The organism is Calderihabitans maritimus, from assembly GCF_002207765.1.
Classification (GTDB): Bacteria; Bacillota; KKC1; order Calderihabitantales; family Calderihabitantaceae; genus Calderihabitans; species Calderihabitans maritimus.
Genome location: NZ_BDGJ01000195.1, coordinates 19,406 through 39,441, shown reverse-complemented (window position 1 = coordinate 39,441; position 20,036 = coordinate 19,406). Strand labels below are relative to the sequence as shown.

The 20,036-nt window shown below is 46.1% G+C and carries 26 protein-coding genes; 1 reads left to right on the top strand and 25 read right to left on the bottom strand.

Going from position 1 to position 20,036, the window contains the following annotated elements; genetic code table 11:
• Nucleotides 1–5: 5 nt before the first annotated feature.
• The 13 genes from KKC1_RS13820 to KKC1_RS17660 all read right to left on the bottom strand — a co-directional run bounded on the left by KKC1_RS13820 (nucleotide 6) and on the right by KKC1_RS17660 (nucleotide 9,282).
• The gene (locus KKC1_RS13820; RefSeq protein ID WP_088555005.1) at nucleotides 6–254 is read right to left on the bottom strand and encodes a gas vesicle protein GvpG; all 249 of its coding nucleotides are present in this window, start codon (nucleotides 252–254) and stop codon (nucleotides 6–8) included.
• A complete protein-coding gene (locus KKC1_RS13815) occupies nucleotides 254–1,039 on the bottom strand; it encodes a GvpL/GvpF family gas vesicle protein (protein ID WP_088555004.1) in 786 nt (261 codons plus the stop codon). The genes KKC1_RS13820 and KKC1_RS13815 overlap by 1 nt, the downstream gene beginning before the upstream one ends.
• A 27-nt stretch (nucleotides 1,040–1,066) precedes the next feature.
• The gene (locus tag KKC1_RS13810) at nucleotides 1,067–3,259 is read right to left on the bottom strand and encodes a CDC48 family AAA ATPase (RefSeq protein WP_088555020.1); all 2,193 of its coding nucleotides are present in this window, start codon (nucleotides 3,257–3,259) and stop codon (nucleotides 1,067–1,069) included.
• A 34-nt stretch (nucleotides 3,260–3,293) separates the two neighbouring features.
• A complete protein-coding gene (locus KKC1_RS13805) occupies nucleotides 3,294–4,238 on the bottom strand; it encodes an ArsA family ATPase (RefSeq protein ID WP_088555003.1) in 945 nt (314 codons plus the stop codon).
• A 60-nt stretch (nucleotides 4,239–4,298) separates the two neighbouring features.
• The gene (locus KKC1_RS13800; RefSeq protein ID WP_088555002.1) at nucleotides 4,299–4,619 is read right to left on the bottom strand and encodes a hypothetical protein; all 321 of its coding nucleotides are present in this window, start codon (nucleotides 4,617–4,619) and stop codon (nucleotides 4,299–4,301) included.
• 65 nt (nucleotides 4,620–4,684) lie between these two features.
• Nucleotides 4,685–5,230 carry an Hsp20/alpha crystallin family protein gene (locus tag KKC1_RS13795; protein WP_088555001.1) on the bottom strand — a complete coding sequence of 182 codons (546 nt, stop codon included), beginning with the start codon at nucleotides 5,228–5,230 and terminating at the stop codon, nucleotides 4,685–4,687.
• Nucleotides 5,231–5,277: 47 nt separating this feature from the next.
• Nucleotides 5,278–6,123 (bottom strand): gas vesicle protein GvpN, encoded by an 846-nt coding sequence (gvpN, locus tag KKC1_RS13790; RefSeq protein WP_088555000.1) that lies wholly within the window; start codon nucleotides 6,121–6,123, stop codon nucleotides 5,278–5,280.
• A 36-nt stretch (nucleotides 6,124–6,159) separates the two neighbouring features.
• Nucleotides 6,160–6,441: a gas vesicle protein GvpO gene (gvpO, locus tag KKC1_RS13785; RefSeq protein ID WP_143288768.1), complete on the bottom strand. Its 282-nt coding sequence runs from the start codon at nucleotides 6,439–6,441 to the stop codon at nucleotides 6,160–6,162.
• Nucleotides 6,442–6,580: 139 nt separating this feature from the next.
• A complete protein-coding gene (locus KKC1_RS13780; protein ID WP_088554998.1) occupies nucleotides 6,581–6,856 on the bottom strand; it encodes a hypothetical protein in 276 nt (91 codons plus the stop codon).
• 156 nt (nucleotides 6,857–7,012) lie between these two features.
• Nucleotides 7,013–7,237, bottom strand: coding sequence for a gas vesicle structural protein GvpA (gene gvpA / locus KKC1_RS13775; protein WP_088554997.1), 225 nt, complete (start codon nucleotides 7,235–7,237; stop codon nucleotides 7,013–7,015).
• Nucleotides 7,238–7,432: 195 nt separating this feature from the next.
• On the bottom strand, nucleotides 7,433–7,657 hold the full coding sequence (gene gvpA / locus KKC1_RS13770; RefSeq protein ID WP_088554996.1) for a gas vesicle structural protein GvpA: 225 nt from the start codon (nucleotides 7,655–7,657) through the stop codon (nucleotides 7,433–7,435).
• A gap of 485 nt (nucleotides 7,658–8,142) precedes the next feature.
• Nucleotides 8,143–8,679 (bottom strand): HPP family protein, encoded by a 537-nt coding sequence (locus KKC1_RS13765; RefSeq protein WP_088554995.1) that lies wholly within the window; start codon nucleotides 8,677–8,679, stop codon nucleotides 8,143–8,145.
• Between the two features lie 351 nt (nucleotides 8,680–9,030).
• A complete protein-coding gene (locus KKC1_RS17660; RefSeq protein WP_143288767.1) occupies nucleotides 9,031–9,282 on the bottom strand; it encodes an MFS transporter in 252 nt (83 codons plus the stop codon).
• 242 nt (nucleotides 9,283–9,524) lie between these two features.
• Here KKC1_RS17660 and KKC1_RS13760 point away from each other — a divergent pair, with 242 nt between their 5' ends.
• Nucleotides 9,525–9,782, top strand: a complete 258-nt coding sequence (locus KKC1_RS13760) for a hypothetical protein (RefSeq protein ID WP_088554994.1) — start codon at nucleotides 9,525–9,527, stop codon at nucleotides 9,780–9,782.
• A gap of 28 nt (nucleotides 9,783–9,810) precedes the next feature.
• Here the strand turns inward: KKC1_RS13760 and KKC1_RS13755 are convergent, their stop codons facing one another.
• From KKC1_RS13755 to KKC1_RS13700, 12 genes are all read right to left on the bottom strand, one after another.
• Nucleotides 9,811–10,263 (bottom strand): hypothetical protein, encoded by a 453-nt coding sequence (locus tag KKC1_RS13755; protein WP_088554993.1) that lies wholly within the window; start codon nucleotides 10,261–10,263, stop codon nucleotides 9,811–9,813.
• Between the two features lie 97 nt (nucleotides 10,264–10,360).
• Entirely contained in the window at nucleotides 10,361–11,140 is a 780-nt protein-coding gene (locus KKC1_RS13750; RefSeq protein WP_192868251.1) for an ABC transporter permease, read from the bottom strand.
• Nucleotides 11,118–12,062 (bottom strand): ABC transporter ATP-binding protein, encoded by a 945-nt coding sequence (locus tag KKC1_RS13745; protein ID WP_088554992.1) that lies wholly within the window; start codon nucleotides 12,060–12,062, stop codon nucleotides 11,118–11,120. The genes KKC1_RS13750 and KKC1_RS13745 overlap by 23 nt, the downstream gene beginning before the upstream one ends.
• Nucleotides 12,063–12,150: 88 nt before the next feature.
• Nucleotides 12,151–13,341, bottom strand: a complete 1,191-nt coding sequence (gene metK / locus KKC1_RS13740) for a methionine adenosyltransferase (protein WP_088554991.1) — start codon at nucleotides 13,339–13,341, stop codon at nucleotides 12,151–12,153.
• A 28-nt stretch (nucleotides 13,342–13,369) separates the two neighbouring features.
• Entirely contained in the window at nucleotides 13,370–14,581 is a 1,212-nt protein-coding gene (coaBC, locus tag KKC1_RS13735) for a bifunctional phosphopantothenoylcysteine decarboxylase/phosphopantothenate--cysteine ligase CoaBC (RefSeq protein ID WP_088554990.1), read from the bottom strand.
• Nucleotides 14,582–14,620: 39 nt separating this feature from the next.
• The gene (gene rpoZ / locus KKC1_RS13730; protein WP_088554989.1) at nucleotides 14,621–14,824 is read right to left on the bottom strand and encodes a DNA-directed RNA polymerase subunit omega; all 204 of its coding nucleotides are present in this window, start codon (nucleotides 14,822–14,824) and stop codon (nucleotides 14,621–14,623) included.
• Nucleotides 14,825–14,857: 33 nt separating this feature from the next.
• Nucleotides 14,858–15,454: a guanylate kinase gene (gene gmk, locus KKC1_RS13725; protein WP_088555018.1), complete on the bottom strand. Its 597-nt coding sequence runs from the start codon at nucleotides 15,452–15,454 to the stop codon at nucleotides 14,858–14,860.
• A gap of 11 nt (nucleotides 15,455–15,465) precedes the next feature.
• Entirely contained in the window at nucleotides 15,466–15,747 is a 282-nt protein-coding gene (gene remA, locus KKC1_RS13720; protein ID WP_088554988.1) for an extracellular matrix/biofilm regulator RemA, read from the bottom strand.
• Nucleotides 15,748–15,849: 102 nt separating this feature from the next.
• Nucleotides 15,850–16,728: a YicC/YloC family endoribonuclease gene (locus tag KKC1_RS13715; protein ID WP_088554987.1), complete on the bottom strand. Its 879-nt coding sequence runs from the start codon at nucleotides 16,726–16,728 to the stop codon at nucleotides 15,850–15,852.
• A 139-nt stretch (nucleotides 16,729–16,867) separates the two neighbouring features.
• The gene (locus KKC1_RS13710) at nucleotides 16,868–18,040 is read right to left on the bottom strand and encodes an LL-diaminopimelate aminotransferase (protein WP_088554986.1); all 1,173 of its coding nucleotides are present in this window, start codon (nucleotides 18,038–18,040) and stop codon (nucleotides 16,868–16,870) included.
• 26 nt (nucleotides 18,041–18,066) lie between these two features.
• Nucleotides 18,067–18,906 carry a diaminopimelate epimerase gene (dapF, locus tag KKC1_RS13705; protein WP_088554985.1) on the bottom strand — a complete coding sequence of 280 codons (840 nt, stop codon included), beginning with the start codon at nucleotides 18,904–18,906 and terminating at the stop codon, nucleotides 18,067–18,069.
• Nucleotides 18,907–19,001: 95 nt separating this feature from the next.
• Nucleotides 19,002–20,036 (bottom strand): cation-translocating P-type ATPase (locus KKC1_RS13700; RefSeq protein ID WP_143288770.1); only part of this gene is annotated, 1,035 nt, incomplete at its 5' end.

Below are 20,036 nucleotides of genomic sequence, written 5' to 3'. Positions count from 1 at the left end.
CTCCTTCATGTGTCTGAGAGCTCCTCCTGTTCCCACTCCTTCACGATTCGGTACCGTTTCAGCAATTCTGCTTCTTTTACTCGGTACTCTTCTTCGCTAATCTCATCCATTTCATAGAGCAGCTCCAGTTCTAGCAGCTCTCGCTTTATTTTTTGTGGGTCACTTAGCTCCCTTTGCGCTTGTTGAATAATCTGGTCAATAACCCATGCCGTCCCTTTCAAGGGAAATAGTAAAATATCATCAATGAGCAGCATTAGCGTTTCACCACACCAATTCCTTTTAGCTTAAGCAGTATTTTTACGAAATTATACGGCGGCCAGGGGCCCGTATATCGAAAATCCAATTTTTCCCGGTATTTTTGGTAAAAACGGCTCACCTGCGCGTCAAATTCCTGCTCGCGGTTCTTGTCTACCAAAAAGGCTGCGTTCAAAATCATACGATTGGTAATAAGATCATTGGCAACAGAAGCTACCGCGTACCTTTGCAACCCATAATAAATTTCGCCGATATACCTGGATCTTTTTTGGGCTACAATGTTTTCTATCATTTGCCCCAACTGAAATTTTTTAGAAAATACCTGCTTTCGGTATTTGGGACTTTCTCTGGCTGCCGCCGCTTTCAATTGCCTTAACTGGGGGAATCCTTTTTCGATTTCTGCAGCGAAATACTCTTTTTTCCAAAGTACTTTCAGGCCCAATTCTACCTTGTTATCCAAATTTTTCAACGCTTCCATGGCTTCTTCGTAAATCTTCTTCAGCAGTTCCTGTACATCCGCCTCCGATTTGAAAATCAGTCCAAAACTGGCAGGAATTACAGTAAATTCTTTCATTATTTCGCCGAGAACCCGCTCATGCTGCAACGCATGCTTCCGGTCTGGATCATAGATTATTATTGGTGAATCGCTGACTACCATAGCCAGATCACGGTAATTTATAGTGTATACCAGGTCATTACGGTCTCCTACCCCAATAGGCCCAAAATTTCTGGCTTCCCGAGAGGCAATAGCACCATAAATGTACTTGCCTTCTGCAACTGCCATTCCCCTCACCCACCTGCTTTAACGAATTCAATCTCCTTCCATAGTTAGAACACGACCTTTATAATCCTCCAGTTCATCGGTTTCCGGTAATTTCAGCTCTTCCATGGCGGCAGAAAAATGCCTGGTAGCGATTGAAAACGCAGTATAATCCTCCGGGCTTAAGCTTTCGCGGTTCTGTAGAAATTCTCTAACAGCTATCAAAGCAGCCCGGTTGCATATCGCTTGAATATCAGCCCCCGTAGCCCCCTCAGTCTCAATAGCCAGCTTAACCAGGTCAACATCTTCCGCCAATGGTTTGCCCCGGGTGTGAATCTGGAAAATTTCCAACCGGGCATCAACATCAGGAACAAGTAGCTCCAGCCGGAGGTCAAACCTACCCGGTCGGAGCAGTGCCGGATCAATGAGCTCCGGCCGGTTACTGGCAGCCAGCACCACTACCCCCTTTAGTTCCTCCACCCCGTCCAGTTCGGTTAACATCTGACTGAGCACCCGTTCCGTAACATGAGCATCACCGCCGCCGGTACCCCGGGTGGGCACCAAGGCATCAATTTCATCAAAGAAAACAATACATGGTGCCGCCTGTTTAGCTTTTTTGAAGACCTCCCGCACTCCTTTCTCCGACTCGCCCACCCATTTAGACATTAGCTCTGGGCCCTTTACCGATATGAAATTGACCCCGCTCTCGGTTGCCACCGCTTTGGCAAGCAACGTTTTTCCCGTACCAGGAGGACCATAGAGAAGAATTCCTTTCGGCAGCTCAATTTTGGCGTAGTCAAATAATCCTGTATATTTCAACGGCCATTCAACTACCTCCATTAATTTTTGTTTAATCTCAGTCAGCCCTCCGACATCACTCCAGTGTACATCGGGAACTTCAGCTACAACTTCTCTGATAGCAGATGGTTCCACCTCTTTCAGTGCTTCATAGAAATCAGCCATAGTTACTTGTAGCTCCGCCAGCAGTTCATAAGGAATGCGTTCAACAGAAAAATCTATTTTGGGTAGTACTTTCCGCAAGCAAACCATGGCCGCCTCTTTACACAAAGCCGCCAGGTCTGCCCCTACATATCCATGAGTAATTTCTGACACTTTTTTCAAGTCCACATCTGCTGCCAACGGCATGCCCCGGGTATGGATCTGTAAAATTTCCAGCCGACTGTGTTTATCCGGTATATTTATGGCAATCTCCCGGTCAAAGCGGCCAGGCCGCCTGAGCGCCGGGTCCAGTGAATTGGGAATATTGGTAGCGCCAATAACTACCACCTGGCCTCGGGATTCCAGCCCATCCATTAAACCCAGAAGTTGGGCCACCACCCTCTTTTCCACTTCGCCAACCACAGTTTCCCGTTTGGGGGCAATAGCATCAATTTCATCCAAGAATATAATGCTGGGGGCTTTCTTGCTGGCCTCCTCGAAGATAGCTCGTAATTTGGCCTCACTCTCGCCGTAAAAGCGATGAATTATCTCCGGACCGTTAACATGAAAAAAGTGAGCGTCTGTCTCATTGGCTACTGCCCGGGCGATCAAAGTTTTGCCGGTACCCGGCGGTCCGTAAAGCAAAACACCTTTAGGAGCTTCGATCCCCAGCCTGTTAAAAAGCTCCGGGTATTTCAACGGTAATTCAATCATCTCGCGAATTCTTTGTATCTCTTTATGAAGACCTCCAATATCCTCATAGGAAACCAGGAATCCCCTGTCACCCGTACCTTCTTCGGGCTTCACATTCACAGTAGTACCTGTGTGTACCAGTACTACATCTTTCGGAATAGTGTCTACCACCAGAAACTCCTGAGACTGGAAGCCAAATAGGTTTATCCGAACTTTATCCCCTTGCACCAGTGGGAAACCTTCTATTAATTTGCCAATATATCCTGTATCCTCTTGCTTTAACGCGCGGGGCTGGGCGCTGACAGGCGCTAGTATTACCTTCACCGCCGGTTTTACGGAGATTTTCCGGATTTCAACTTTATCCCCCAGGGTGACCTGGGCATTTTCTCGGCTGATCCCGTCAATTTGAATGATGCCTTTTCCCCGCTGCTCCGGGTAGGTAGGCATCACCTTAGCCGCCGTTCGTTTGCCGCCGATGATTTCGATGATATCTCCCACCGCAACATTGATTTCTTCCATGTGTGCCGGGTCAATCCTAGCGATAGCCCTCCCCACGTCTTTGGTCAAGGCTTCAGATACTCGCAACCGCAAACTTTTCAACGCAGTATTTATTGCTGTCACCCTCCTCGCTTTCAAATACTGGCTGCTAAACCACAGCCTGGTACAAATATTTGGCAAATTCCTGTAAATTTGCCAATCCTCGTACTTCAGCCATTAACCGGTTTACTTCTATAATCTGACACTGCTTAAATTCTTCCCGTAGTAGAGCAATGTATTTTTGCTGTTCTTTTCTTCTGGCAGTACAAAAACTACATTCATTGTTTTCCGGGATTACGTTGTTCACAATCAGGTGCCGCACCGGGATCTGCATAGAGTTAAGCTGCCGCAGCATCCGTTTCGTTTCATTAACGGCCATGGCCTCCGGAATGGTCACCGCAATAAACCTGCTCCTGGCCGGCGTTCGCAGAAATCGCACCACCCTGTGGATCAGTTTTTTTAACATTAAAAAGAAGTCATCGGTGGCATCATGTACGTCTTTCCCCGAAAACCGCCCGACAATATATTTATATTTCCAACGAATCCTGGCAAATACCTTAACCCATACATCCAGCAGTTCCGGCAAAGCTAGTAGCCGCAAGGTGTGCCCCGTAGGGGCCGTGTCCCAAATATAGAGGTCATAGGCATTGTCTTCGATAAAATCCATAATTTGTTTTAATCCCATCATTTCATCCAAGCCGGGTAAAGGCAACGAGTAAATCTCATCAATATCAGCTTCATCTAAATAGGTCGTGGTGACTAACATATTAATAATTTCTTCATTATAGTCTTGTTTAAACTTTTCCAACATCTTCTCAGCATTTAGCTCTAACGCCGCCAGATTTTCGATCCCCCTAACCGCCGTGATTTCGTCTCCCAATCGCTGACCCAGGCTATCTGATAGAGAATGGGCCGGATCTGTAGAAAAAAGGAGAGTTTTTTTTCCCTGCTCGGCAAAATGAAGGGCGGTGGCCGCAGCGCAGGTGGTTTTGCCTACCCCGCCTTTACCGCTAAACAGGAAGAATTTTAACTTACTGTTACCGGAATGATCCATTACCCCTCACGCCTCTTCATTGAAATCTAACGCCAATTAACCTTCTTTCACCAGGTCAGTTCATACCATTCCTGCTAAGTTCTTAAACTCCCGTTCTAGGGCTAATTGTTCACTTATAACCCCGGCTAATTCTTGTTGTAATTCCTTTTCTTTTCTATCCAGGTCGGCTGCCACCCGGGAGACCCAGCCTAACCTCTGGAGGATGATATGTTTCCGCCTTTTTAATTGCTCCTCCCGCCTGAAAATTCGCCGCACCCTGCTCGATAATCGCTGAAGTTTCGAAATCCGTATACCCGAACCAGGCAACGACCCGGCCCTGACGGTCAATACGGTGTTTATGTCCTGCAAAGAACGCAGGTCATTGACCCCCCGCAAGCGCATAGGATGCCCTCCCCCTTGCCCTTTATTCCCTGCTTAATTATTTTATCGCCAATAACATTCACGGCTTACTCTTCCCGTTCACCAGAATCGGCTGTCTTTTTGGGCAGCCTGATTTCTACAACCCCATTTTTAAAAGCAGTGGTAATACCATTCTGGTCGACAGGCACCGGCAGTAGCATCTCTTTCCTGTAATGCCTGTAACTTCCTTGAGCGGAAATTACCAGGATATCCCCGTCAACCTTCAGATGGAAATCTTCTTCCTTCACTCCGGGAACTTCTACTATGACCAGTACAGCATCGTTCTCTTCAAAAATGTCTACGCTCGGTTCAACAATTTCTCGAATAACCAAACCCTTGTCATCTTTGCTGATATTACCGAAGGGCTTGACCTTGGCGGTACCCGCCTGCCCCAGTCTTATATTAATTCCGTAAAGACCTCGTAATCCCCGTTCCTTGTCAAGTCCACCAATTTCCCCCGTATGAGAAATCTCCGACTTCCCTTCCGCCTCCATTTGTTTAATCAGGTCGATCAAATTCCCCAGACCCTTAAATAAGTCGCCGAACCCCAGGTTAATGCTGATGTCTTCCGATCCTTCTTTTTTCTTGTGCACTTTACCCCCCCCTCAAGTTGAAGCATTTTTTGTTTCACTGACCTGGATTAATTTGTCACGGCGCGGTTACTTTGTGAGGTCAATATATCCAGACAGATTTGCCTAAAAAAAGGGTCACTGTTGTTTGGCTTTAAACCTTGAAGTCTAGTAACTTTTGCAATGGCAATACTAGCACGTACCGTTGGGACATATTCATACTCCTTTTTGGTACGATAATCTCGCACAATTTTAACCACCCGCCTTGCATCTTCTAGCGGCAAACCGGACTTGGCAGCAGTAACTGCAATTTCGGTTTCTTCATCAAAGTGATCCAAATTAATGGTAATCATCCGGTCTCGCAGGGCGTCCTGACTCCTGTATACTCCGGCATATTCTTCCGGGTTGCTGGTAAAGATGGCCCGGAAGTCGGGATGCACCTTGAGCCATGTATCACCTATTTTGACCGGCGGTAATTGCAATAATTTCTCCTCCAGGACTCCCAGCAAGACATTGTTGGTTTCCGGCCTGGACCTGGTAAATTCATCATAGACCAGGGTATAACCTTTCCGACAGGCCTCGGTAAGGGCAGCATCGGTCCAGCGAAAAGTCATTTCTTCCTCAGTCTTTAATACCGAATGGATAAAATTGTCAATCACCTTACGCTCTTTGTAACCGTAGATTCCTCCAATCAGGTCTGTAGGGTTAAAATCGCTGTTGCCGTAGGTCAGCGCCACCGGGCGCCCCAGTTTTTGGGCGACGTGTAGGGCCAGCGTAGTCTTCCCGGTGCCGGCGGGCCCACAGAAATGAACGGCAAACCCGGCCTGTAAATAGGCAAGGGCACGGGTGACTAGGTCTTTAATATACGGGGTTTCGACAAAACCTCCCTGCGGCTGAACTTTAACGTTCGAACTCATTTCTCTATCTCCCTCCTGACATACAGGTTGCAACGTTTAATTGGGTTCTGTTTGGGGAGTACCTGCCAGTTTGCCTCTTTCTCGCAGCTCGGTCCGCTGGTAGCATACTATCTCCCGATCTTCATTAAGCTGAACCCGATAAACGCCCAGCAGTTCGTTACGCCCGTGCCGGCGGTTATATTCGATTTCTTCGAACACTTCAATGTCTACTGTCCAGCCATCCTCGTCTTTACACGCGCCAACAACTTCCTTTACTGGCTTTTTTACTGTATGGGTAAAAAAATCGGTTACAATATCCATTACCTGTTCTATACTCATTTTTAGTTTCAGCACCCCTTTCTTATGCTCATAAAAAAGGTTCCCTCTCCCTGTTGGATACCGGTGGCTTCCCACATGACCATCCGGCCAAAAGGGAGGGGAGTTCTATACTACACGCAGATTACCGTTTCAGTGGCTCTTATTTCTTGATCTTTAAGAGTATGTTCCGCACTTCCTCACGAACATTTCTGAACTGCTTAATCAACTCATGAGCTCTTTTCTTAATTGCTTTGATTTTCTCTGTTCTTTCAACCCGTTTCGCACCAAATATAGAAAACAGCACTGACAATCTTTCTGTCCTTTCTTTACGCTTTTCCGCAAATTCTTTTTTTAATTCTTTCAGTCTTTCTGCTCTTGCCGCTCTCACATCGGCAACCCGTTGAACAAGACGTTCGGCCGCGGCTACACGTGACATTTCCCATCCCCCCTCTGGTTTAACCGTAACCAGTTTTGTCTCGTTCCTGAAAAGGTGCTCTGCCGGGGCATGCCGGAACACGCCCCGGCAATAATCAGCCAGGACAGGTGCGGGACTGAGAACCCTCTGAGTACCGGTCCCCGGCTTTCAGGAGCTTTATACTGCAGTTGCAGTTGCTTCTTGGCTCGGAAGCAGTCCGACCGCTTCTGCATAGAGCAGGAACGTTTCGACGCTGGCAATGACTATTCTGGCTTCAATGCCGATCAGGTCAATGCCCACCAGCGAAATCCTCGCCCAGAGATCGATTACTATGCCTTTGTCCAGTATGCGGTCGATCACTTCCGCCAGGCTAGATACATCCAGGTTCTTCTGTACGGACATTCTCAGTTACCCCCCTTTTTCTAAATTATTATGAACTCCACTATAATATATGCCGCTTAATTTTCTTTTGGACTCTCACCGTGCTTGTATTATCCTGGAAAAAACTACTTAAACTTTTGAAACAACACTCCTCAAATTACTTTCAAAAAAATTTATATGTCTTAATCACCTAGCCATTCCCGGGTCCTTGAGGTCTTAGACCGCAGTTGCAGTTGCTTTTTGGCTCGGAAGCAGTCCGACCGCTTCTGCATAGAGCAGGAACGTTTCGACGCTGGCGATGACTATTCTGGCTTCAATACCGATCAGGTCAATGCCTACAAGCGAGATCCTCACCCAGAGATCGATTACTATCCCTTTGTCCAGTATGCGGTCGATCACTTCCGCCAGACTGGATACATCCAGGTTCTTCTGTACGGACATTCTCAATTACCCCCCTTTTCTCGAAAACTTGGTGTTAATTTTTCAAAGGTTACCAGTGCCGCCTCACTATATGGTATGCTGGTTAATTACCTTTTGCACTCTTATTTAGCTTATATTGTCCTGGAAAAAACTACTTGAACTTTTAAAACTATACTCCCGAAAACGCACAAGGCTTTTATCTACTTGAACGAGGCTCGCTTCCCCTGGTTCCCAAAAAAATTAGTCAGTATAAATTTATTTTCCATCTTCGATTTTTGTTACCGTAAGCAGGCTTGTTAACGACTGTGAAGTCACCAAATAAATCACTTAAAAAATTACTTCCCAATGAAGGACAATCTGCAAATACTTACAAAATATAAAAAAACCGGGGTTGCCTTCCCGGTTTCAAAAGTTTTTACTTCACCAAGCGTCGCCGCATGAAATGAATAGGTAAGTTAAAGAAAAGTATGAGGAGTCTCTTGATAGCTTTCAAGTTAAAGCTTTAATTAGTACCAAAATTCCGGATAACGTCTTTTCTCGGCCAAATTATTGCAGATAAGGGCAATACAGAGCATGGTCAAGGCTCCCAGCCCAACCGGGATGATTACGTAAAGATAGCCCAAAGCATGTATCTTGGGCCCTCCAATAACCGCAATAAGAGCAGTAGCCCCGCCTGGAGGGTGGAGAGACTTGGTTAAATGCATGGCTACGATGGCTAGAGAAACGGCAAGGGCAGCGGAAAGCCAAGGAACAGAAACCAGTTTATAACAGGTAACGCCTACCAAGGCGGAAATTATATGCCCGAGCATCAGATTCCTTGGCTGGGCGAGAGGACTTTTTATGGCAGCATAAATCAGAACCGCCGACGCACCGAAGGAACCAATTATAAGGGTTAAATCCCTTGGCTCCAACCACTTCTGGGAAATAAAACCTACTGCCGAGATACCCAAAAAACTCCCTATCCACGACCATAAAATCTCGTAAGCGCTCTCCCTTTCCGGCGACTTCTGCCGGCCACGCATCTTCTCCAGGAATTTCTTCATCTTCCTCTCCTTCCTGCTAAGAACTTAGACAATTTTCAATAGCAATCCCAACTTACCAGACGCTGCGGTCCAACAATTATTTATATTTTGGGTATAAATTCCTATGCCCTTATGTTAGCCCGCGAGGGGTAAGTTCATAAGTGATACGCATCACCTAAAAAGGGTGACCTAGGCTACAGAAGAGCGCACATGGTCTGTGAAGCCTTATTTCTACCTTAAATATAAAAAATTGAAGCTGCCTCCTATAGGAAGGCCCTCTAATGAAAAATTCCAGCCAACAGACGTTGGAATTTTCCCTCAAGAAACGTAAATTCTTTGATGCCAGATAATTACATTAGGTAAAACATAATTTCACCCCTCAGCTATCCACGCCATTAGGGTAATAAGCCCCCCGGCAAACCCCAAACCAGCCAGGCTGCTGCTGATGATAATGATTAATGGTGAAACGGGCAGGAAGCGAAGCACAGCGGTGCCTACACTCATTAAAATCAAGGCCGGCCAAACCACCCGGGAGCGGCCAAGGTGGTCGGATAAGTACCCGGCGGTAAGGTTGGCTATGACCCCGGCCACACCAAAGTAAGTAAAATAAAGGCCCGGATTAATTAGAGGGCTGGTCTCCTAGCAAATTAATTTTATATAACTCCGCTGTTCAAACCCCTGAAGGAAATTAATATAAGACAGAGAATAATACAATATAATAATTATAATAATTCAGGCTGTTTCATCTTTAAATTCCGCCAGAGATCGCCTCTCTTATATAAAGAAGTTAAAAGTCTTACGCCGGAGCAGACTGAACTTCTTGCCAGGTTTATGAAGGCTATGAAGGAACAGAAAGGAGAATAAATATGACTGACCGCGAACTTCTTGAACTTCTGGTTGAGAAGATAACCTCTATGGAAGAAAAACTCCGGCGAGTAGAAGAATCTCAAATAAGAATGGAAGATGAACTAGTGGCTAAAGTTAAAGCTCTTTTCGATGCCCGTGAAGTCCAGTTAGACGTAAACGACCGCATTCTTGACTCTCTCTCTCGAATTGAAGGAAAGCTGGATCGGCTCTCCCTGAAGGTTGCTTCTCACGACAGTTTGTTAAAAAAAGTTAAGTAAAAGCTTGACAAATACAATAAGAACAAAACTATGTCCTCAAAAGCATGGTCAATAAATATCCATGCTTTTTGTTTTTATTGTGGGTAAATCCCTCAATATGAACTTCTTCTTTGCCCCATTGTTCCACCGCAAGCTTGCTGGAAGGATTGAGAGCCCTGTTTGCCACCATGACAAAGATAGCCCTTTCAACAGGAGAACTGAACTTTCGCTCTTTCAAGAGCTTCTCCAGTATGTCCTTTATCCCGAGCTTTTGCCAGAGTTGGTCCAAAAACCACGTACCGCCCATAGGTCGGCCGGAGACAAAGCGTAACTGTTCCCCAACATTTTCAGTTTGAGCTTTCAGGGCTTCTTCGGGACCAAGGAACCGGTTGATGCTTTTAATCAAGCGCCTAAGAGCTTCCTTATCAACGTATTCCTCCCTTCCGAAGTTATAAAGCACTTTGGCTTTAGGATGACCGGATTCCTTATCAACTGTTATCAAATAAATTACTTAAAAAATACTTTCCAATGGAGGACAATTTTCAAATACTTTACAAAATATAAAAAAACCGGGGTTGCCTCCCCGGTTTCAAAAGTTTTTACTTCACCAAGCGTCGCCGCATGAAATGAATAGGTAAGTTAAAGAAAAGTATGATGAAAGCGATGAGCCAGATGGTATTATATAGCAAAGACAGATTGACCGTTCCTGCAACCAGGGAACGAATAAGCTCCACTATATGATACAAAGGAGTAAACCATGCCAGTATTTTAAGCGGAGCCGGCATGCCGTCTATAGGGAAAAAGACTCCTGAAAACAGGAACATGGGAGTAATAATCAAGGTAAAAAAATAGGAAAAAGTGTCGATGTTGGGAACCAGTCCCGTCCACAACATCCCCAGTTCCGCAAAAACCAAACCGCATAGGATTAACACTCCAGGTACCAGTAAGGCCCAAGGAGACTTGACCAACCCTAACAAACTTATCACCAGCAGGATAACTGTTCCATACAATACGCTCTTAAAAGTCCCGTAAAGGATTTCACCGGCCACCACCTCATCCACGGTCAGGGGAGTGGCAATGATAGCGTGATATACTTTACGATAATGCATCCGGGAAAAAGAATCGTAAGTACATTCAGCAGCCGAAGCCCACATGGCAGAGGAAGCAATGAGTCCGGGAGCAATAAACTCAATGTAGCTCATCCCCTGTATTTCAGGTACGAAAGATCCCAGACCATAGCCCATAGCTATAAGATACAGTAAGGGTTCAATGAAGTTGAAAGCAATGTTAGTCACCCAGGTTTTCTTAAAAACTAAGAGATTGCGCCGTAATACTAGCCAGGTACGATGAGTCAGATCAGGAAAGATGTTTCTGGTCATTTTTGAGTCCCCTTCCCGTCAGTTTGAGAAATACGTCTTCCAAATTGGCCGGTCGTTGTAAACGATAATAGATTGCCCCGGCCAACCTGTCTAAAGCTGTCAGCGTCTCGGCTGCTTTTTTTCCGGGATAAAGAAAAAGCATCTCGCCAATTGCTGTATAGCCCTGTACGTATTCCTGCAATAATTGTAATATTTTGCTTTGCTCCGCAGTGGGCACCCTCAATTCAATTACATGTCGGCCGATATGTTTTTCCACCAGGTCTGCAGGTTTGCCTTCCTCCAAAATCCTCCCCTGGTCCATGATAACCAACCGATCACAAAGCTGACTCGCCTCTTCAAGATAGTGGGTAGTAAGAATCAGAGTCATTCCCTGCTCCTTCAGTTCCAGCAATCGCTGCCAAATTAAGCGCCTGGCTTCCGGATCAAGCCCGGTAGTAGGCTCGTCCAGAATAAGAAGATCGGGGCGGTTAATAAGTCCCCTAGCAATGGCCAGTCGGCGTTTCATCCCTCCTGAAAGATTATCTACCGTCACATTCCGCTTATCGGCCAAATCGAAGTAATTCAGCAATTCTTCAGCTCTCTTTTGGGCCTCTGGGGTAGAAATGCCGAAATAACTAGCATAAACAACTAAATTTTCAAAAACGGTTAGTTCCGGATCTAGATTGTTTTCCTGCCATACTACCCCCAACCGAGACTTAATTTGCCGGTAATCGGTCTTAACATCCTTTCCTAGTACCTTCAATTCTCCCGCAGTAACCGGCAAAAAGCAGTAAATCATTGCCACAGTGGTGGTCTTACCTGCCCCGTTCGGCCCTAAAAAACCAAAGCATTCGCCCCGATTAATAGAAAAACTTATCCCTTTGACGGCCATGAAATTCTTATATTTTTTGACCAGTTCCCTAGCTTCCACTACTGCTGCCATATTACCGCTTCCTCCCGTAAATTTTGCGAAAACCACTAGTAAAAAAGGAAGCCCCCAAAGTGGACTTCCTTTCGACTTTCTAATTCCTCTACAGTCCCGCCTCGTGATGAAGAAGTTCAGCCTTATCGGTTTTTTCCCAGGGAAGGTCTAAATCTGGTCGCCCAAAATGCCCGTAAGCGGCCACCTGCCTGTATATAGGACGTCTTAAGTCTAAATCTCTGATAATTGCTGCCGGACGTAAATCAAAATGTTTACGGATTAGTTGAACCAACAGGTCTTCGCTCACCTTTCCGGTACCAAAAGTCTCCACCATAATGGAAACTGGTCGTGCTACCCCGATTGCATAGGCCAGCTGAACCTCGCAGCGGTCAGCCAAACCGGCAGCCACGATATTCTTGGCCACATAACGAGCCGCATATGCAGCAGAACGGTCCACTTTGGTAGGATCTTTGCCGGAAAAAGCCCCTCCACCGTGACGGGCCATTCCTCCGTATGTATCTACCATTATTTTACGGCCGGTTAACCCTGCATCCCCTTGAGGTCCCCCGATAACAAATCTACCGGTGGGGTTGATGAAATAACGGGTATCTCCATCCAACATTTCCAGCGGAATCACTTTTTCAATTACTTTCTCTATTATATCTTGTTTAATAGTCTCCAGATCTACATCCGGGCGATGTTGGGTCGAGACAACAATAGTATCAACCCGCACCGGTTTACCGTCTTCGTATTCTACCGTTACCTGAGCTTTCCCATCCGGACGGATATACGGAATCTCCCTGCTTTTCCGTACTTCCGCCAATCTCCGGGTAAGCTTATGGGCGAGAGCGATGGGCATAGGCATTAATTCCGGTGTCTCGTTGGTAGCATAGCCAAACATCATTCCCTGGTCTCCCGCACCTATAGCGTCCAGCTCCTCGTCCGACATTTCTCTCTCTCTTACCTCGTAAGCTCTATCTACGCCCATAGCGATATCGGGTGACTGTTCATCTATGGAGGTCAGTACGGCACAGGTGTCGGCATCAAAACCGAACTTGGCACGAGTGTAACCTATCTCCCGGATAGTCTCCCTAACAATTTTAGGAATGTCCACATAACATTCAGTAGTGATCTCCCCTGCTACCAGTACCAAGCCGGTGGTAATGGATGTTTCGCAGGCAACCCTGGCCATAGGGTCCTTGGCTAAGATGGCATCCAAAATTGCGTCCGAAATCTGATCCGCAATTTTATCCGGATGACCTTCCGTTACCGATTCCGAGGTAAACAATTTTCTTGCCACTTCTACTTCACTCCTCTTCAATTTTACCTTATTTTAATTCAGAAAATCGCGGTAACATTACAACCTCGTCTAAAATACGCATAGCCACCTGCTTTTTGGGTAGCAGGGGCAATTCTTTAGTCCTCCCGTCGGGAAATACCAGCGTAACCTTGTTAAAGTCACTTCCAAATCCGGTTTCCGGACAGGTAACATCATTGGCTACAATCATATCCAAATTCTTTTCCTTCATTTTACGTTCCGCGTTGGCCAAAAGTTCTTCTGTCTCCGCAGCAAACCCTACCAGTATCTGTTTTTCCTTGCGACGTCCCAGTTCTAACAAAATATCCGGATTTGGAGTAAGCTCCAGAATTAGGGCTCCCTTAGTTTTTTTGATCTTTTGGGAAGATTTGCGAACCGGAGAATAATCGGCCACCGCTGCAGCTTTAACTACAATATCTACCCGCGGGAAACACTTTAATACTGCCTCAAACATTTCCCTAGCGCTTTCCACTTGAATGACCTCTACTCCTGTTGGCAAAGGTAAAGCCGTAGGAGCAGTAACCAAAATTACATCAGCACCCCGCATCCGGGCTGCTTCGGCTATGGCGTAGCCCATTTTGCCCGAACTACGGTTCCCCAAATAGCGGACCGGGTCAATGGCCTCGCGGGTACCGCCTGCTGTCACCAGCACAGTTTTACCCGCCAAGTCACGCCGACCGGTTTCCAGAAGTTCCACTATCCGATCAATTATTCGCTCTACTTCTGCCAGGCGACCTTTACCTTCCGAACCACATGCAAGGAGTCCTGTTTCCGGCTCCACAAAATGATATCCTAACTCTTTCAATCTTGCCATATTGGCTTGAACCACCGGGTGCTGGTACATTCTGTCGTTCATGGCCGGTGCTATAACCACGGGACATTTACTGGCTAAAATGGTAGTTAAGATAAATTCGTCCGCAATACCGTTGGCCATTTTAGCAATGATGTTAGCCGTAGCAGGTGCTACTACTATTAAATCCGCCTTTTCGGCCACGCTCACATGGGCTACATTCCACTGAGCGGGCTCTTCGAACATATCCACTATCACGGGATTTTGCGAAAGAGTGCGTAAAGTAAGAGGTTGAATAAACCGTGTAGCCGACTTACTCATGGCCACGTGCACTTTTGCATGTAGTTTCCTTAACCTGCTAACTAGTTCGGCCGCTTTGTAAGCAGCTATACTGCCCGTTATTCCTACTACTACTGTTTTCCCCGCCAGCACCCTTCGTTCCCCCTCTAACTGAAAGGAAAAAGTCAAACTTTATTTGATACCCGTTTTAGTCCGTTCCCACCGAATTTTTCCTTCTCCTATTTCATGCAGAGCAATAGTCACCGGCTTCTTCACTTCCTCTTCCCCATTTTTTGCTTCTGCCGTCAGCATCCTTGCCCTTTTTGCTGCCACCACTACCAATGTATACTTACTGTCAACGTATTTCATTAATTGATCAAGAGACGGTTGGTTCATCCGGACACCTCCATTGATATATTTAAACTTACCTTAAAATAATCTTACACGACGGGATCGACATTTTTCGGCAGTAATAATGGCGACTAATTTGTCGAGCGCTTTTTCCAATTCGTCGTTAACCACTACGTAATCATATTCATCTATAAATGACAACTCGTCGGCAGCACAGCGCAGACGTTTTTCTATCACTTCAGGGCTATCCGTACCTCTTTTTATTATCCTTTTTCGTAGTTCTTCCAGTGAAGGAGGTACTATGAATATGAATACAGCCTGCGGAAACTTCTTTTTGATTTGCATAGCGCCTTGGATGTCTATTTCCAGCAGGACATCCGCGCCTTGCTTAAGCAGTTTGCCGACTTCTGATTTCAAAGTGCCGTAATAATTACCGTAAACTTCTGCCCATTCCAGGAATTCACCGGCCTCTACTTTCTTAAGAAATTCTTCTTTACTAAAAAAATAGTAATTGACCCCGTCGATTTCTCCCTTTCGGGGCGGCCGCGTCGTAGCAGATATTGAATACCTCAAATTCGGCATTTTCCGCTGTAACGCACTGCACAACGTGCCCTTACCTGCCCCTGACGGCCCGGAGATCACTATTAATAATCCTTGGTCGCAAGTTTCTTTGATTTCCGGCAAAGCTATTCTCCCTCTTCCGTTTGGCCGGGCTGACTGTTCTCCTCTCTGGCCGCCAGTCGATGGGCCACCGTTTCCGGTTGAACCGCGGATAGGATTACATGATCGCTGTCCGTAATAATCACTGCTCTGGTACGACGGCCGTAAGTAGCATCAATTAACATGCCCCGGTCGCGGGCTTCTTGGATAATACGTTTAATAGGAGCCGATTCCGGACTTACAATGGCAATTATCCGGTTGGCCGCTACTATATTACCAAATCCCACATTAACCAGTCTGATGCTCAAATTAAAACCCTCCCTGTCCTGTATGTATCACTTTTACAGTTATAACCTGTTGCTAACTCTCTTAATCAAGGTTTGAGTTCCCGCAACCGCATACCCCCAATGCTACTCAATATTTTGCACCTGTTCTCTGATCTTTTCTAACTCCGTTTTAACCTGAACCACTTTCCGGCTGATTATCAGGTCTTCCGCTTTTGAACCGATAGTGTTAATTTCGCGGTTCATCTCCTGAACTAAGAAATCGAGCTTTCTTCCTACCGGTCCCGAAGAATTTAAAGTTTCTTCTAGCTGTTGCAGATGACTGTAAAGCCGTACAATCTCCTCGGTAATATTGCTTCTTTCACTAAAGAAGGTAACTTCTTGAGCCAAACGGTCTTCATCAATCTCTATATCCCTGGCCAGTTCCTTAATCCGCAAGCTCAATTTGTCGCGGTAATTTTCTATCATGACCGGTTCTCTTTCTTCTATTTCTCGCACCATACGCGTAATTACTTTCTGGCGTTCCAATAGGTCCTCTCTCAGTTTCATCCCTTCCTGCGCCCGCATCTCAACCAGTTGCTCCAGTGCCTGTTCCACAGCTTGCCGGAACACCGGCCATAACTCTTCCAAATCTTCTTCCGGTTCTTCCACCACCAGCACATCAGGATACTGCGAAATCTCAAACACACTGATATTATACGGGATTGCCAGAATTTGCGCCAATTCCTTCAAGGAACTATAATAAGCTAACGCTAATTCTTTGTCAACCTTGACCTTTCTCTTTTTCTCTCCCTTATCTTCCACTTGAAAGTAGACGTCTACGCGACCCCGAAAAATTTTTTCCTTTATAATTTCCTTAATCCTCTCCTCTAACGGCAAGTACTGTCGAGGCATGCGAATGACTAAATCTAGAAACCGGTGATTAACCGTTCTAATCTCTACATTAAGGTTCTTGCCTTCTCCACTGGCCTGTCCCTGGCCGTATCCAGTCATGCTCCTTAGCATAATTTCCTCCTCAAATTTACCGGATTTCCTGTTTATTATTAACCCTTTGGCGAGTAAAAAATACTTCGACCCGACTATTTAAAATCCTTTTAAGGACTATAAAAAAATCCATCAAAAAAAGGCGTACTCGAGTACGCCCCTAAAATTCCACTTTACCCAACGCTTTTTTCATACGTTCCAGCGCTTCCTGAATGCGGTCTTTTTCTAGACATAAGGCGATGCGGAAATATCCTTCCCCGCTTTGCCCGTAACCAATACCGGGAGTGACTATTACTCCCGCTTTTTCGATCAACATTTCCGCAAATTCACTCGAAGTATAACCTTTAGGTACCGGAGCCCAGACATAGAACGTAGCCTTAGGCTTTTTCAGGTTCCAACCCATCGAGTTAAGGCCTTCCACGACCAAATCTCTTCTTTCCCGATAGATTTCCTGCATTTGCCGCACTGCATCCTGGGGCCCTCTTAATGCTTCTATGGCCGCATACTGGATGGCCTGAAAGGCACCTGAATCTAAATTGGACTTTAACCTTCCTAAAGCTTCAATGACCTCGCTATTTCCAACCGCCCAGCCTATACGCCATCCCGTCATATTGAACGGCTTGGACAGGGAGTTGAATTCAATGCCTACCTCTTTGGCTCCCTCCACCTGAAGGAAACTTGGTGCCTGATAGCCGTCAAAGGTAATTTCACTGTACGCCGCATCATGGCATACAATAAGGTCATAATTCTTGGCAAACTCTACTACCTGACGGAAAAACTCCTCATCCGCCAAGGCTCCCGTAGGATTATTGGGATAATTGAGGAACATTAATTTGGCTTTTCGGGCCACCTCACTGGGAATGGATTCCAAATCCGGCAGGAAACCGTTCTCTTCCCGCAACGGCATCAGGTAAGGTTCGCCCCCGGCCAAAAGGGTACCAATACCGTAAACAGGATAGGCAGGATCAGGTACTAGATTAATATCTCCCGGGTCAACGTAGCAAAAAGAGATATGTCCAATACCTTCTTTGGAACCAATAAGAGTTACCACCTCGCTCTTAGGGTCAAGACTTACCCCAAAGCGCCGCTCATACCATTCCGCTACCGCCTTCCGGTACTCCAGCATTCCCACCGAAGTCGGATAACGGTGATTTTCCGGATTCTGAGCCTGTTCCGCCAATTTCTCAATTACATGTTGGGGAGTAGGACGGTCAGGATCCCCGATACCTAAACTGATAATGTCTACTCCTCTTTCCTTCATTTCTTCGATTTTCTTCTCAATTCGAGCGAAAAGGTAAGGTGGAAGTTGCCGAAGTCGACTTGCTTGTTGCAAGATTAATCCTCCTTTGCTCTAAAATTTTATATAAGTAACCGGCCCTCAAAAACATCTACCGCAGGACCAGTCATATAGACTCGGTTGTCCTCGGGAGACCAATATATTTGCAGGTCTCCTCCCTGGAGATGAACGGTTACCTCCCGGTCAGTCCTGTCGTTCAACACCGAAGCCACTACTGTTGCGCAGGCACCCGTTCCGCAGGCTAACGTCTCACCTGCTCCTCTCTCCCAGACACGCATCCGAACTTCTCTTCGGTTCAGGACCTCTACAAATTCCACGTTAGTCCTACGAGGGAAAACCGGATGAGTTTCCAATTCCGGCCCCCATTCTTTCAAAGGGACCTTGTCCACCTCTGGTACAAAAATAACGCAATGAGGATTACCCATGGAAACGGCAGTTATGGAAAATTCTCTTCCCTTTACCGAAAGAATTCTACCCACAACCGGTCCGGGACCCTTATCTTCCATGGGAATTTGCCGAGGCTCTAAAACAGGCTCGCCCATGTCCACTCTTACACCAGTTATTTCACCATTCTTCTTGATTATTTCGGGAACCATAACTCCCGCCAATGTTTCTATTTCAATCTTTTCCTTGGGAATTATATTTTTCTCATAAAGATATTTGGCAACACAGCGAATGGCATTGCCGCACATCTCCGCTTCTGAGCCGTCAGGATTGAATATTCGCATCCTGACATCAGCTTTATCCGAAGGCATTATAAACACTAGGCCATCCGCTCCTACACCAAAATGACGGTCGCAAACACGCCGGCTTAATTCACTCAGATCTTCAGGAAGCTGTTCCTTCCGTCCGTCAACCACTACAAAATCATTACCAAGACCATGCATTTTGACAAATCTCATTTTATACTCTTTCCCCTCTTTCAAAATTACTAAATTCAGTCGGAAACCTTCTAAAGCAAGTATTTCCGTTGGTTTCCTACTCTATTTATTGAAATTTATGCCCATAGGCCTGCCCATTTACGTTTTATTGGAGCCCAAACCAAGTGATGAAAACCTTTTAGAAACGTATCCCATGCACCAAACAGCAAGATTACAGTCCAGTGAAAGCCATTGAGGGATACCGTCTTGAACACGGACTGGAGAGCCGGTAAATAAATTACGGCCAGTTGCATGGCTACCGATCCGGCTACAGCCAAGAGCAAGTATTTGTTAGAAAACAATCCCGCCTCAAATGCGGAATAATAATCGGACCTGCACTCGAAAACATATAACAGCTGGGAAATGACCAGGGTGGTAAAGGCCATAGTTCTGGCCGTAGCAAGCTCTCCTTCCCCTAAGAACACCCCCAAAATAAACACTATCAAAGTTCCCACACCTATTTTAAATCCCTGACCCAGTATTTTTCTGCCCAAACCATGGGCAAAAATGCTTTCCCGAGGACTTCGAGGAGGCCGTAACATGATGTCAGGATTCGCTGGATCTACCCCTAGGGCAAGGGCCGGCAGGCCGTCGGTAACCAAATTAACCCACAAAATCTGTATCGGTAATAGGGGTAGCGGTAGTCCCAGGAGTGCCCCGAGGAACATGGTCAGCACTTCTCCCACGTTACATGATAGGAGATAACGGATAAACTTCCGGATATTATCGTAGATCGCCCGTCCTTCTTCTATTGCTGCAACAATAGTAGCAAAATTATCGTCGGCCAAAACCATAGCGGAGGCTTCTTTGGTAACGTCAGTCCCGCTTTTGCCCATAGATATTCCTACATCTGCTTCTTTTACGGCAGGAGCATCATTGACCCCGTCACCGGTCATAGCCACCACATGACCGGAACGTTTAAAGGCTCGCACGATACGCAACTTGTGCTTTGGGGAAACCCGGGCTACCACGGCGATATGGTTTATTTTTTCCGCCAGTTCTTCATCAGAAAGATTATCCAGATCCTTTCCTGTTATCACCAGCTTTTCCCCATCCAGCAGCCCCAACTCCGAAGCGATTGCTCGAGCTGTGGCCTGCTGGTCGCCGGTGAC